General features: G+C 60.1%; 13 protein-coding genes. 5 read left to right on the forward strand and 8 right to left on the reverse strand.

The features are described 5' to 3' along the window. The first annotated feature begins 139 nt into the window (after positions 1-139). Positions 140-1,036: a PA4780 family RIO1-like protein kinase gene (locus tag KP808_RS03240; protein WP_002555533.1), complete on the forward strand. Its 897-nt coding sequence runs from the start codon at positions 140-142 to the stop codon at positions 1,034-1,036. A gap of 190 nt (positions 1,037-1,226) precedes the next feature. On the opposite strand, the gene cueR is transcribed toward KP808_RS03240, so the two are convergent. The 3 genes from cueR to KP808_RS03255 form a co-directional block, all read right to left on the reverse strand. Beyond that, positions 1,227-1,640 carry a Cu(I)-responsive transcriptional regulator gene (cueR, locus tag KP808_RS03245; protein ID WP_002555532.1) on the reverse strand — a complete coding sequence of 138 codons (414 nt, stop codon included), beginning with the start codon at positions 1,638-1,640 and terminating at the stop codon, positions 1,227-1,229. Continuing rightward, positions 1,637-3,835 (reverse strand): heavy metal translocating P-type ATPase, encoded by a 2,199-nt coding sequence (locus tag KP808_RS03250; RefSeq protein WP_230017429.1) that lies wholly within the window; start codon positions 3,833-3,835, stop codon positions 1,637-1,639. The genes cueR and KP808_RS03250 overlap by 4 nt, the downstream gene beginning before the upstream one ends. Positions 3,836-3,904: 69 nt before the next feature. Continuing rightward, entirely contained in the window at positions 3,905-4,285 is a 381-nt protein-coding gene (locus tag KP808_RS03255) for a hypothetical protein (protein WP_002555530.1), read from the reverse strand. A gap of 146 nt (positions 4,286-4,431) precedes the next feature. Between KP808_RS03255 and KP808_RS03260 the strand changes: the two genes are divergently transcribed. Together KP808_RS03260 and KP808_RS03265 are read left to right on the forward strand one after the other, a co-directional pair. Next, complete coding sequence (locus KP808_RS03260; protein WP_004659353.1) at positions 4,432-4,629, forward strand: heavy-metal-associated domain-containing protein; 198 nt, start codon at positions 4,432-4,434, stop codon at positions 4,627-4,629. Between the two features lie 137 nt (positions 4,630-4,766). Next, positions 4,767-5,963: a multidrug effflux MFS transporter gene (locus KP808_RS03265; protein ID WP_219170881.1), complete on the forward strand. Its 1,197-nt coding sequence runs from the start codon at positions 4,767-4,769 to the stop codon at positions 5,961-5,963. Between the two features lie 54 nt (positions 5,964-6,017). Here the strand turns inward: KP808_RS03265 and KP808_RS03270 are convergent, their stop codons facing one another. Continuing rightward, positions 6,018-7,031: a zinc-binding alcohol dehydrogenase family protein gene (locus tag KP808_RS03270; protein WP_058407830.1), complete on the reverse strand. Its 1,014-nt coding sequence runs from the start codon at positions 7,029-7,031 to the stop codon at positions 6,018-6,020. Positions 7,032-7,143: 112 nt separating this feature from the next. Here KP808_RS03270 and KP808_RS03275 point away from each other — a divergent pair, with 112 nt between their 5' ends. Next, positions 7,144-8,067 carry a LysR family transcriptional regulator gene (locus KP808_RS03275; RefSeq protein ID WP_002555526.1) on the forward strand — a complete coding sequence of 308 codons (924 nt, stop codon included), beginning with the start codon at positions 7,144-7,146 and terminating at the stop codon, positions 8,065-8,067. Between the two features lie 436 nt (positions 8,068-8,503). Further along, complete coding sequence (locus KP808_RS03280; protein ID WP_011169654.1) at positions 8,504-9,196, forward strand: ArsR/SmtB family transcription factor; 693 nt, start codon at positions 8,504-8,506, stop codon at positions 9,194-9,196. A 382-nt stretch (positions 9,197-9,578) separates the two neighbouring features. Here the strand turns inward: KP808_RS03280 and KP808_RS03285 are convergent, their stop codons facing one another. The 4 genes from KP808_RS03285 to fecE all read right to left on the reverse strand — a co-directional run bounded on the left by KP808_RS03285 (position 9,579) and on the right by fecE (position 13,689). Further along, positions 9,579-10,532, reverse strand: a complete 954-nt coding sequence (locus KP808_RS03285; RefSeq protein WP_058400856.1) for an adenosine deaminase — start codon at positions 10,530-10,532, stop codon at positions 9,579-9,581. A gap of 78 nt (positions 10,533-10,610) precedes the next feature. Beyond that, positions 10,611-11,576, reverse strand: coding sequence for a 2-oxoglutarate and iron-dependent oxygenase domain-containing protein (locus KP808_RS03290; RefSeq protein ID WP_122258570.1), 966 nt, complete (start codon positions 11,574-11,576; stop codon positions 10,611-10,613). 75 nt (positions 11,577-11,651) lie between these two features. Next, the gene (locus KP808_RS03295) at positions 11,652-12,746 is read right to left on the reverse strand and encodes a BMP family ABC transporter substrate-binding protein (RefSeq protein ID WP_002555522.1); all 1,095 of its coding nucleotides are present in this window, start codon (positions 12,744-12,746) and stop codon (positions 11,652-11,654) included. A 151-nt stretch (positions 12,747-12,897) separates the two neighbouring features. Next, a complete protein-coding gene (fecE, locus tag KP808_RS03300; RefSeq protein WP_058407828.1) occupies positions 12,898-13,689 on the reverse strand; it encodes a Fe(3+) dicitrate ABC transporter ATP-binding protein FecE in 792 nt (263 codons plus the stop codon). Between the last annotated feature and the right edge of the window lie 4 nt (positions 13,690-13,693).

Here is a 13,693-nt window from a genome sequence, read left to right on the forward strand (position 1 = left end):
CTTTAAACCGGGGGATTGCGTGGTTTTTGCTTAAAAAACCTTTCAATCCAAAGGCCACTACCCCTACTCGCTGGCGGAGGATTGCCGTATAACGGCAACAATCGCGTATCTGGCAACAAAGGACCCACAATAAAAGCTGATGAAAACTCCTAAACGCATTGAACCCCTGATCGAAGACGGTCTGGTCGACGAGGTGCTGCGCCCGCTCATGAGTGGTAAAGAGGCAGCTGTTTATGTGGTGCGCTGTGGCAATGAGCTGCGGTGTGCCAAGGTTTACAAGGAGGCTAACAAACGCAGTTTCCGTCAGGCGGCCGAGTATCAGGAAGGTCGCAAGGTACGCAACAGTCGCCAGGCCCGCGCTATGGCGAAAGGCTCGAAGTTCGGGCGCAAGGAAACCGAAGACGCCTGGCAGAACGCCGAAGTGGCTGCACTGTTTCGTCTGGCCAGCGCGGGTGTCCGGGTGCCCAAGCCGTACGACTTCCTGGAAGGCGTACTGCTCATGGAACTGGTGGCCGACGAATATGGCGACGCCGCGCCGCGCCTGAACGACGTGGTGCTGGAGCCGGATCAGGCGCGCGAGTATCACGCGTTCCTGATCGAACAGATCGTGCTGATGCTGTGTTCCGGTCTGGTGCACGGTGACCTTTCCGAGTTCAACGTGCTGCTGGCACCGTCCGGCCCGGTCATCATCGACTTGCCGCAAGCGGTCGATGCCGCGGGCAACAACCACGCGTTCAGCATGCTGGAGCGTGACGTTGGCAACATGGCGCTGTACTTCGGCCGCTTCGCGCCGGAGCTCAGAAAGACCAAATACGCCAAGGAAATGTGGTCGTACTACGAGGCTGGCACTTTGTCGCCCGCCACGGTGCTGACCGGTGAGTTCGACGAGCCGGAGGACGAAGCCGATGTGGGCGGCGTACTGCGCGAAATCGAAGCCGCCCGTCTCGACGAGGCTCGCCGTCAGGCAGCTCGCGCGGCAGACGACGCGCCACCGAGCAAATCCACCGAAGAACCACCACCGCCGTGGATGCAGTAAAGCTTTTGTGGGAGCGAGCCGGGCGACGCTTCGCTTGCTCGCGAAGACGATGGATCAGGCGCGCTGTTTTCGGAGCTTGTACCGGCCCTTTCGCGAGCAAGCTCGCTCCCACGGGAGTGCGTGTGCAGGCGCACCACTGAGTGATGCAGTAAGACCCCTGTGGGAGCGAGCCGGGCGTGTTGGACTAGCTCTAACTTAGGTGGTGGCTAGCAACCCCTCCCGACGCCAGGTCCTTGAGGATCGGGCAGTCCGGGCGGTCGTCGCCGTGGCAGTGTTCTACCAGTTCCTGAAGCGTATCGCGCAGGCTCGCCAGTTCGTCGATCTTCTGATTCAACTGCACGATGTGCTGACGGGCCAGTGCCTTGACGTCGGCGCTGGCGCGTTGGCGGTCTTGCCAGAGGGTCAGCAGTTTGCCGACTTCCTCCAGCGAGAACCCCAGGTCTCTCGAGCGTTTGATGAACGCCAGCGTGTGTAAATCGTCGGCGCTGTACAGGCGATAGCCACTGTCGCTGCGATGTGCCGCTTGCAGCAGCCCGATGGATTCGTAGTAGCGGATCATCTTCGCACTCAAGCCACTGCTTTTCGCCGCCTGACCGATGTTCATGGCGTGTCCTCCAGATCACGGGGTTTCCAGGTTTTCAGCAGCAGCGCATTGCTCACCACGCTGACACTGGACAGCGCCATGGCCGCGCCAGCCAGTACCGGGTTGAGGTAGCCCAGCGCCGCGAGGGGAATACCGATCAGGTTGTAGACGAATGCCCAGAACAGGTTCTGGCGGATCTTTGCGTAGGTTCGCCGGCTGATGTCCAGCGCCGCCGGAACCAGTCGCGGGTCGCCGCGCATCAGGGTGATGCCCGCTGCATGCATCGCGACGTCCGTTCCGCCGCCCATCGCAATACCCACATCCGCAGCCGCCAGCGCCGGTGCATCGTTGATGCCGTCACCGACCATCGCAACCACATGATGGTTTTTCAGCTGGGTGACGGTGGCTGCCTTGTCGGCAGGCAGCACTTCGGCATGTACATCGTGTATCCCCAAGGCCTTGGCGACTACTTGAGCGCTGCCACGGTTATCGCCGGTCAGCAGATGGCTGGTAATGCCGCGTGCGTTCAGCGCCCTGATCGCCTGATCCGTTCCGGGCTTGAGTGTGTCACCAAAGGCAAACATGCCGATGACCTTCGGCTCCGGAGCCTGCTCGATGAGCCAGGACAGCGTTCGCCCTTCGGCTTCCCAGATACGCGCGGATTCGGCCAGTTCGCCGATGGGCAGGCTGCTTTCATCCAGCAGGCGTCGATTGCCCAGCGCCAGTTCACGGCCCTGAACGGTGCCCGCTATGCCCCGGCCGCTCAGGGCATGGCTGTTTTCGGCTGCATCGAGCTTGAGTTGCCATTCATGACACACATCGAGCACCGCCCTGGCCAACGGGTGTTCACTGCCGCGTTGCAGTGCGCCCGCCAGTTGCAACAGGTGTTCTTCATTGCCCGACACCGCACTCATGTTGGTGATGCGCGGCGTGCCCGCGGTCAGCGTGCCGGTCTTGTCGAATACCACCGCATCCACAGCGTGGGCGCGCTCCAGTGCTTCTGCATCCTTGATCAGAATGCCGTAGCGCGCCGCCACGCCGGTTCCGGCCATGATCGCTGTAGGTGTCGCAAGGCCCAGAGAGCAGGGGCAGGCAATCACCAATACGGCGACCGCATTGATCAGCGCCACTTCAAGCGAGGCTCCAGCCAGCAGCCAGCCTGCCAGCGTGAAAAAGGCAATCCCCAGTACAGTGGGTACAAACACCTGGCTGACTTTATCCACCAGTTTCTGGATCGGGGCCTTGCCCGCCTGGGCGTCTTCGACCAGACGAATGATGCGCGCCAGAACGGTTTCCGCGCCCAGCGCTGTAGTTCTCACCAGCAACTGGCCCTCGCCGTTGATGGCACCCCCCGTGATCTTGTCACCCGCCTGCTTGGCCACCGGCAGGCTTTCACCGGTAATCAGCGCTTCGTCGGCATGGCTGCTGCCTGCGACCACTTCGCCGTCCACAGGAAACCGTTCGCCAGGTTTGACCAGCACTTGATCGCCAAGCTGCAGTGAGCTGATCGCGACGTCCTGTTCGAGGCCGTCGACCACGCGCAGCGCGCGTTCCGGGCGTAGTGCCTCGAGGGCACGAATGGCGCTGGCCGTCTGACGCTTGGCGCGGCTTTCCAGGTATTTGCCCAACAGCACCAGCGCGATAACCACCGCCGATGCTTCGAAATACAGATGCGGCGTGGTGCCGGGTGCAGCACTCAGCCATTGGTAGACGCTCAAGCCGTAGCCCGCGCTGGTGCCGATGGCGACCAGCAGGTCCATATTGCCTGCGCCGGCGCGCACGGCCTTCCAGGCGGCCAGATAAAAACGCGCGCCCAGAACGAATTGCACCGGTGTCGCCAGCGCGAATTGCACCCAGGCGGGCAGCATCCAGTGCACGCTCAGCGGCGTCAGTAACATTGGCGCAATCAACGGCAGTGCCAGCGCGATGGCCAGCAGCAGGGCCCATCGTTCGTTGTGCAGGTGGCGTGCTTTCTGGTCAGCTTCGGCGTGGCGATCCTCAACCAGCGTCGCGCTGTAACCGGCACGGCTGACGGCGTCGATCAGGGTTTGCGGATCGGTCTGGGCTGCGGTGTCTACATGGGCGCGTTCATTGGCCAGGTTGACCGTCACGCTGTTGACCCCCGGCACTTTGGCCAGAGCACGCTCGACCCGACCCGCGCAACTGGCGCAGGTCATGCCGCTGATCGGCAGGTCGAAGGTGGTGGTTTGTTGCATGTGAATCACTCCCTGAGGCTGGATACCTGCAAGGATCAACCTTGCCATATGGGCAATGTCAAGCGCGAATCAATAGTTGAGGTCGGCTTTCTTGAGGTACATGCCGTTCAGGTCCGCGGCGATACGGTATTTGAGGATATCGCCCGAGCGTAGCTGGATCTTGGTACTGCGCGGCGCTTCCATTCCCGGTTCGCAGCCCACCACGGTGCCACGCAGGGTGCTCAGTCTTATCGACACTTCACCGGGAGGCAGGTTGAAAGACACCGAGTCCTCCTGAAAAAGTCTCCCGGCCAGACGGTCCTGCACATAGATGCCGATCTCACAGGAGGTCGCGACTTCAAGGCGCTCTCGGGAAATGATCAGAATGCCGTAATCCTGATCGGCCTGAGTGGCGGGTGCGATAGCCAAGAAACCGAGAATGCTGAAGAGGCTCACTGCTGACCAGCGCATCGCTGATACTCCTGATGTAAACGTTGATGAGTCAGCTTGGCTCACGATCAGCACGAATACCAGCCCGGCAGCGATAACAGAAACTTGACCTTGCCATCATGACAAGGTTGAAGATGCTCGCTATCCATCAATGAGGGAGTGACACCATGCAGTTATTCAATGTTCAAGGCATGACCTGCGGGCACTGTGTTCGTGCGGTGACTCAAGCGATCAAGAACGACGACCCTGGCGCTGATGTTCAGGTTGAACTGGCCAGCAAGCAGGTGAAGGTGCAAAGCAGTCTGTCACCCGAGCAGATCGTCAGGTTGATCAGCGAAGAGGGTTATCAGGCGCAGCCGGCATGACGCGGGTCAGGGAGACCGGAGCGGTCTCCCTGTCTGTAAACTTTGAAAAATTTTGAATTAATTACCGTGTCCTTCGTTCTCTGCAAGGTAAGCCGGTTAGACTAACCCGTTGCCCTGCACCCGTTAATGGACACCCGATGAATCTACGCACAATCCTTATCCTTGGCTCATTGAGTGCCTTCGGCCCTCTGGCCATCGACTTCTATCTTCCTGGCTTTCCGGCCATGGCCTCGTATTTCGGGACCGACGAAAAACATATTCAGTTGACCCTCGCAGCTTACTTTCTCGGGCTTTCCCTGGGACAACTGGCCTATGGTCCGATGGCTGACCGATTCGGCCGGCGCATTCCGCTGCTGTTCGGCGTTACCTTGTTCATGCTCGCCTCGATAGCCTGCGCCTTTGCGCCTAGCCTTGAATGGCTGATTGGTGCGCGCTTCGTTCAGGCGTTGGGCGGCTGTGCCGGGATGGTATTGTCGCGGGCAATCGTCAGTGACAAGTGCAATGCCGTCGAGTCGGCCAAGGTCTTTTCGCAACTGATGCTGGTCATGGGGCTGGCACCGATTCTGGCACCCATGCTTGGCGGAGTACTGGTCAGCACCTTTGGCTGGCAATCGATCTTTGTCAGCCTGGCGCTTTTCAGTGGTGCCTGCCTGGCGGCGGTTGCACTGGGGCTGCCGGAAAGCATGCCCGCCAGCACGCCTCGTCAGCCGTTGAGTGGCGCATTTCGCCAATACGTCAACCTGCTGCAGGACCGCGTCTTCATCGGCCATGCCCTGACGGGCGGCATTGCCATGGCCGGAATGTTCGCTTACGTCGCCGGGTCGCCGTTCGTGTTCATCAAGCTGTACGGCGTACCAGCCGAGCATTACGGCTGGCTGTTCGGGATGAACGCGGCGGGTTTCATTCTGGTCGCGCAGATCAATGCGCGTCTGCTGCGCAAGACGGGGCCGGCATTTTTGCTGTCACGCACGGTCTGGATCTATCTGACCGCGGCGCTGGTGTTGCTGGCGATCAGCTTGCTGCGCACCGAAGCGCTTTGGCCGCTGCTGGTGCCATTGTTCATTTGCGTGGCAAGCCTTGGGTGCATCATCCCCAATGCGTCAGCCTGCGCCATGAGCGGCCAGTGGGCGCGTGCGGGCAGTGCCTCGGCGCTGCTGGGTTGTCTGCAATTCAGTGTTGCCGCCATCGCCGCCAGCCTGGTGGGCTTGTTGCATGACGGCACGGCCACACCCATGGCGCTGGTTATCAGCCTGTGCGGTGTGCTGACGGTCGGCCTTTCGGTACTGACACGCCGTGCGCAAGGCACGCGGGATGCGCAGGCGAAGCCGGTCTGATTCGGCGCAATGGTTGTGTCAGTCACGCTATGCGCTGACACAACCGTATCGCGTTCAGAACCCTTCCAGTACGACCTTGCCCTTGGCCTTGCCACTTTCCAGCAGAGCATGAGCGCGGCGCAGATTCTCTGCGTTGATGCTGCCAAAGTGCTCACCAAAAGTGGTTTTCAGCGTTCCGGCGTCGATCAGCTCGGCTACCCGGTTGAGCAGGTTGTGCTGTTCGATCATGTCCTCGGTTTCAAACATCGACCGCGTGTACATGAACTCCCAGTGCAGCGACAGGCTCTTGCGCTTGAGCTTCGACACATCCAGTGACTTGGGATCGTCGATCAGCGCCAGTTTGCCTTGTGGCTTGAGCGCTTCGACCAGCTGGTCCAGATGCTGTTCGGTCTGGGTCAGGCTGGCCACATGGGTCACCTGATTCAGGCCGACGCGTTTCAGTTCTTCGCTCAACGGTTTGCTGTGGTCCAGCACCTCGTGTGCGCCCAGTTCGCGTACCCAGCTTTCGGTCTCGGGCCGGGAAGCGGTGCCGATGACTTTCAGGGAAGTCAGCTGACGTGCCAACTGGGTAAGGATCGAACCTACACCGCCCGCTGCACCGACGATCAGCAGGCTGTGCGAGCCTTCGCCTTTTTGCTGAGCGATCTGCAGGCGCTCGAACAACAGCTCCCAGGCAGTGATCGCCGTCAACGGCAACGCCGCCGCATGGGCAAAGCTCAGGGTTTTCGGCATATGCCCGACAATACGCTCGTCGACCACATGCAGTTCGCTGTTGCCACCCGGCCGGGTCAGGGAGCCGGCATAGAACACTTTGTCACCCGGCTTGAACAGCGTGACCTGGCTACCCACCGCTTTCACGACGCCTGCCACATCCCAGCCCAGTACCTTCGGAGCGCCGTCCTCGGGCTGGACGTTCTGGCGGATTTTGGTGTCCACCGGGTTGACGGAGATGGCCTTGACCTCGACCAGCAGATCACGAGCGCCAGCCACCGGTTCAGGCAGTTCGATGTCCTGCAATGACAGTGCTTCGCTGATCGGCAGCGAGTGGTAATACGCGATTGCTTTCATGACGGGCCTCTTCAGGAAAAATGATGAAGAGATCATTGGCTATTTCCAGTAAAGATAAAACCCGCTAAAACGGCAGGCTCTTTCAATTTTATTTTGATAATACGAGGCATTGATGTTGCGTTTTGACGACTTGCAGTTGTTCGTCCGTGCAGCGGACCTGGGCAGTCTTTCTGCTGCGGCGCGGGTGATGGACATGTCTGCGGCGGTTGCCAGCGCGGCGCTCAAACGCATTGAACGGCAATTGGGTGCGCGCTTGCTGGCACGTTCGACCCGTAGCCTGCGTCTGACCGCCGAAGGCGAGGGGTTTCTGGAGTATGCCCGCGCCGCACTGGGCAGTCTGGAAGAGGGGCGGCGACTGCTGGCCAGCAGCCAGGACCGTTGTGAGGGCGTGTTGCAACTCTCGGCACCGTCGGATCTGGGACGTAACGTGCTGTTGCCCTGGCTCGACGAATTTCAGCAGCAACACCCGCAACTGACCGTGCGCCTATTGTTGGGTGATCGTATTGCCGACCTGTTCCGCCAGCCGGTCGATGTGGCGCTGCGTTACGGCGAGCCGGAGGATTCAAGCCTGGTCGCATTGCCGGTGTTGCCTGACAACCGGCGGGTGTTGTGTGCCGCGCCGAGTTATCTGCAACGTCATGGCGAACCGCAGCAGGTTGAGCAACTGGCGCAGCATAATTGCCTGTTGTTCATGCTCGGGGACCGCGTGCATGACCGCTGGACGCTGAATGACGGCAAGCGCGAAATCAGCCTGACGGTCAGCGGCAACCGGTTCAGTGACGACGCAGATGTAGTGCGCCGCTGGGCAGTAGCGGGCGAAGGTGTGGCGTACAAATCCTGGCTGGACGTCGCCGCAGATGTACGGGCCGGGCACCTGAAAGTATTGATGCCAGATTTGATCGGCGAGCGAGCGCCGCTGAACCTGTTATGCGCGCACCGGGCGCAGCTCAGCAAGCCGGTCATTCTGTTGCTGGAAATGCTCAGGTCACGTTGTAAGCAACAGGCTGTAGGTCCGTCACCCGTTGGTTTGTTTTAATAGCCACGTCCGGGTAGGAAATAGCCTTCGGAAGTGTCGGAAAATATAATATTTTAAAGTGTTTCAACGGTGCAAAGTTTCAACTCTCAGGCGAAGTTGAAACTGACTGTTGTTGAGTGGTTTTGGCGTTTTTGTCATGGGTATTACGCTTGTTTTTTCAATGTCTTTTTGAAGTGATGGTTGAAACCCCTTTGCTAGAGGGGGTTCGCCGTTAAGGCAGGAAGATCTTCCTGCCGATGGGGCGAGAAAGAAACGTTCGATTTTTCGAGATGTTGTACAACAACAGTTTGTACGAATCGTTTTTCGCCCACTGGGGCCGAAGGGCATAGAGTTTATACTTGTCATTTCATATAAGAACCACGTTCAACTCTACCGAGGCGTGATTGCTTTCACCCAGTCATCACGATAGATGAATGTTTCAACAGGGAGTGAACACATGGAATACGGACCTTGCATCAGCCAGATCGCAACACTGCTGGCCGACCCCAAGCGCAGCGCAATGATCTGGGCACTGATGGATGGTACTGCTCGTCCTGCCGATGAGTTGGCGATTTTGGCGGGACTCTCGACCTCTTCTGCCGGCGCGCACCTGGCGCGTCTGACCAGCGGCGGTCTGTTGAAACAGGAGGCGCGGGGTCGCAAGCGTTTCTTTCGCCTCGCCGCTCCGGAAGTGGGGGCCGCTGTCGAAGCTCTGGCCTGTGCTTCGCTGGCCAGCGCCGAGCAGATCAGCCGCAGGTTTGCTCAGCCTATGCCGCCGCTGCCGCTGCGCCGTGCAAGAATCTGCTCCGATCATCTGGGCGGTGAAATGGCCGCTGAGCTTTATCAGCGCCTTCTGGAAGCGGGCTGGATAGAACAGCAAGAGAAGCGCGTCGAGGTCACGAGCAAGGGCGTGGCCAGTTTTGCCGAGCGGGGTATTTACATACCGGCGCTGGCACAGCGCAAGCGTGAAACGGTATGTGCCTGCCCGAAATGGAATGATCGCAACCCGCACCTTGGCGGCGCGCTGGGGGCAGGGCTGCTGCAGCTATTCTTCCAAATGGGCTGGCTGCGCACCACCGACGAGCCCAGCACCTTGCAGGTCTCCTCCAGTGGGCAGCGGGAAATCAGCAAGATCGCGGCGGCGGCCTGACGGGAACCACAGGTGTGGCTCGCTCTGCCACTATCGTGCCACCGCTCCGCGTTGGCATGCAGTTCCGGACGCTCTGCGTCCTCTTGCGACGCCGAGCGTCGCGAAAGGCATTCCCACGCGGAGCGTGAGGAACGATGGATGCGCCTGTCACACCACTATCGTGCCAATGCTCCGCGTTGGTATGCAGTTCCGGACGCTCCGCGTCCTCTTGCGACGCCGAGCGTCGCGAAAGGCATTCCCACGCGGAGCGCGAGGAACGATGGATGCGCCTGTCACACCACTATCGTGCCAATGCTCCGCGTTGGTATGCAGTTCCGGACGCTCTGCGTCCTCTGCGACGCAGAGCATGAGCAGCGATGGATGTAACTCGCTCAACCCCTCTTTAGGGCTTGACCAGGCGTGCATCCAGGCTGTTTTGTGCCAGACGTTTTGCCTGATCTTCGGTCATGCCCAGATGCGTGTACAGCGCATGGAAGTTCTCGGTCACGTAGCCACCGAAGTAGGCCGGGTCGTCCGAGTTGACGGTGACTTTCACGCCGCGCTCGAGCATGTCGAGGATGTTGTGCTGGGCCATGTCGTCGAACACGCAGAGCTTGGTGTTGGACAGCGGGCAGACGGTCAGCGGGATTTGTTCGTCGATGATGCGCTGCATCAGTCGTTCGTCTTCGATGGCGCGTACACCGTGGTCGATGCGCTGGATTTTCAGCAGGTCCAGTGCTTCCCAGATGTATTCCGGCGGGCCTTCTTCCCCGGCGTGGGCGACGGTCAGGAAGCCCTCGCTGCGGGCACGATCAAATACGCGCTGGAACTTGCTCGGCGGGTGGCCCATCTCGGAACTGTCGAGACCCACGGCGACGAACGCATCACGGAACGGCAGCGCCTGATCGAGGGTTTTTTCGGCGTCTTCCTGGGACAGGTGACGCAGGAAACTCAGGATCAGGCCGCTGTCGACACCCAGCTTCGACTTGCCGTCTTTCAGCGCACCGGTAATCCCGGCCAGCACCACTTCAAACGGGATGCCGCGGTCAGTGTGGGTTTGCGGATCGAAGAACGGTTCAGTGTGGATAACGTTCTGTTCCTTGCAGCGCAGCAGGTAAGCCCAGGTCAGGTCGTAGAAGTCCTGCTCTGTGCGCAAAACGTCCGCACCGCGGTAATACAGATCAAGGAATTCCTGCAGGTTGTTGAAGGCATAGGCCTTGCGCAGGGTTTCGACGTCATTCCACGGCAGGGCAATTTTGTTGCGCTCTGCCAGGGCGAACAGCAACTCGGGTTCCAGCGAGCCTTCGAGGTGCAAGTGCAGTTCTGCCTTGGGCAGTGCGTTCAACCAGTCGTACATATTCTTTTCTCATCAGGTGCAGATCGCGGGCATTCTACAGATGCACGTCGCTGCGCAGGGTAAAACCTGACCGAACGTTCAACTTGCCTCCTGATCGCGGCGGTAAGCATAGGTATCAGCAAAGCGCGACAGCAGAAACTCGGCACAGGTGGTGACAGGATAGCGCGCGGGCTGGCTTTCGCTCTGGCAACCGGGCAAACATTCGATGCGCGTGTCGGGATGCGGTTCGGCGAAAAACGGCATCGAGTAGCGGTCGACGCCAAGCGGGCTGATAACCCGGTGCGGCGTGGACAGATAACGGTCGTTGCTCCAGCGCGCCATCATGTCGCCGAGGTTGACCACGAACGTGCCGTCAATTGGCGGTGCGTCGATCCATTCGCCCCGCACGTCGCGCACCTGCAAGCCGCCCGCCGTGTCCTGATACAACAGGGTGATGCAGCCATAGTCGGTATGCGCGCCTGCGCCTTGTTGCTCGGCAGAGGTCGCCGTATCACGCGGTGGGTAATGAATCATGCGCAGCACGCTGACCGGGTCCTTGAAGCGCTGATCGAAGAAATCGCGTTCGATGCCCAGCGCCAGGGTCATGGCGCGCAGCAGGGTTTGCGCCAATGCCTGCATGTCCAGGTAATGCTGCTCCATCAGGCTTTCCCAACCGGGAATGTCCGGGTGCCGATTGGGCCCGCGCAGTGGTTTGCCAGCCAGCACGTCGGGATGGCTGGCATCCAGATGCAGGCCCATGTCGAAGGTTTCCTTCAGGTCGCTCGGCAGGCTGGGGTCCAGTTGCTCGGTGGCGATGGCACCATAGCCGCGATGATGGGTGCTTTGCGTGATGTCGATGATGAGCTTTTCGGCTGCCGGACGGGCGAAAAAGTCTTTGGCTGCCGATTGCACCTGCTCGATGCGTTGCGCGCTGATCGGATGGCCCTTGATGTAAAAGAAGCCCCATTGCCGACAGGCACTGTCGATCTGCCGGGCGACATCCTGCCAGGCTTCAAGGTCGGTGCCGTAGAGCGGGGCTATGTCGATGACGGGAAGCTGGTCCATTAACGGTCCTGGAAATCATGTGGTATTCGCTGTCGATGAGCGTGCCCGCCGAAGCGGACACGCGACGCCAGGCGTTTATTTAGGCAGTTCGGCCTTGATCCCTTCAACGTAATAGTTCATCGACGCCAGCTCGGCGTTGGTTGCAACCACGCCGTCAGCAATTTTCACGGTGCCGTTCTGGTCCTTGATCGGCCCGGTGAACGGATGGAATTCGCCGCTTTCGATGCTGGCGATGATCTTCTGCGCCTCAGCCTTCACATCAGCAGGTACCACGTCGCTGATCGGCAACTCGACCGTACCCTCTTTCAGGCCGCCCCAGTAATCCTGTGGTTTCCAGGTGCCTGCGATTGCGCCTTCGGCGGCCTGAATGTAATGCGGGCCCCAATTGTTGACGATGGAAGCCAGTACCGCTTTCGGCCCGAAGTGCGCCATGTCCGAAGCGTAGCCGACGGCATACACGCCACGACGCTCGGCGGTCTGGATCGGCGCAGGGCTGTCGGTGTGCTGGAAGACCACGTCAACGCCCTGATCGATGAGTGCGTTGGCAGCATCGGCTTCCTTGCCCGGATCGAACCAGGAGTTGACCCACACCACTTTGATCTCGGTGCCCGGGTTGTATTTGTTCAGCGCCAGCTGGATGGCGTCGATGTCACGCAGCACTTCAGGGATCGGGAATGAGGCGACATACCCGATTTTCTTGGTCTTGGTCATTTTCGCGGCGATGTAACCGCTCACGTAACGACCTTCATAGGTGCGGGCCAGATACGTGCCCATGTTCTTGTCCTGCTTGTAGCCGGTCGCGTGCTCGAATTTTACTTTGGGGAATTGCTTGGCGACTTTCAGAGTCGGGTTCATGTAACCGAACGAGGTACTGAAGATCAGGTCATAGCCGCCCTTGGCCATGTTGCGGATAACCCGTTCGGCGTCCGCGCCTTCCGGCACGTTTTCCACGTAGCTGCTGGTGACCTTGTCACCCAGCGCCTTGACCATCGCCTGGCGGCCCTGTTCATGCTGATAGGTCCAGCCGTGGTCGCCGATGGGGCCGATGTAGACGAATCCGACTTTCAGCGGATCGGCTGCCGAGGCGAGCAGGCTGGAGCCAATGCCGACAACGGCGGCCATGGCACACAGCAGTTTTTTCAGAGGACGACGTGGGTTGGTCAGGTGCATCGGGTCTAGCTCCTTGCGGTCTTGTTGGAGTGCATACCCCGACAATGCAAATAACTGACCAACAGGACAACTTACGATGCTGGCGCGCTTTGCCGCTTGCCTGCCTGTTTCACCATGCAGCGGGAAGGTGCAGACGCGGCAGGCTACGCCGCTAACTGGTGCAGCGCGTGCTGCGCTCGACGATGCACATCGGCGTACCGGCCACGGGTTCGCGCATGATCTGCACCTGCACATCGAACACCTGGCAGACCAGCTCGGCTGTCAGCACCTCGCCCGGCGCGCCGCAGGTCACCAGACGTCCACCCTGCATGACCGCCAGATGGTCGGCATAGCGACAGGCCTGATTGATGTCGTGCAGCACGGTAATCACGGTTTTGCCTTCGGCGCTGAGTTCGCGCATCAGGTCCAGCAGTTCGACCTGATGGCTGATGTCCAGATACGTGGTGGGCTCGTCGAGCAGGACGATGGCGGCGTCCTGCGCGAGGATCATCGCCAGCCACGCTCGCTGGCGCTGCCCGCCGGAAAGGTCGGACAACGGCCGTTCGGCCAGGGTTTGCAATTCCATGCGTTGCAGGGCCTGCTCGACACTGTGCTGATCGGCGCCGCTCAAGCGTCCCCACATGCTGTTGTGCGGGCTGCGACCGTAAGCCACCAGTTGACGCACACTGACGCCTTCCGGAATGGGCAGCACTTGCGGCAAAAAAGCCACCTTGCGGGCCAGCTCTTTGGCGGAGAGCTGGCTGTAGGCTTTGCCGTCGAGACTCAGGCTGCCCGATTGCGGGGTGAGAATCCGTGCAAACGCCTTGAGCAGTGTGGATTTGCCGCAACCGTTGGGGCCGATCAGCGCGGTGACCTGGGCTGGCGGCGGGCTGAATGACAGGTCTTGCACGATCCGCGTTGCGCCGTAGCCGATGTCGAGTTGCTGCGCCTTCAGAATACTCATGGGA

Origin of the sequence: Pseudomonas savastanoi (genome assembly GCF_020917325.1) — a bacterium.
Classification (GTDB): domain Bacteria; phylum Pseudomonadota; class Gammaproteobacteria; order Pseudomonadales; family Pseudomonadaceae; genus Aquipseudomonas; species Aquipseudomonas amygdali.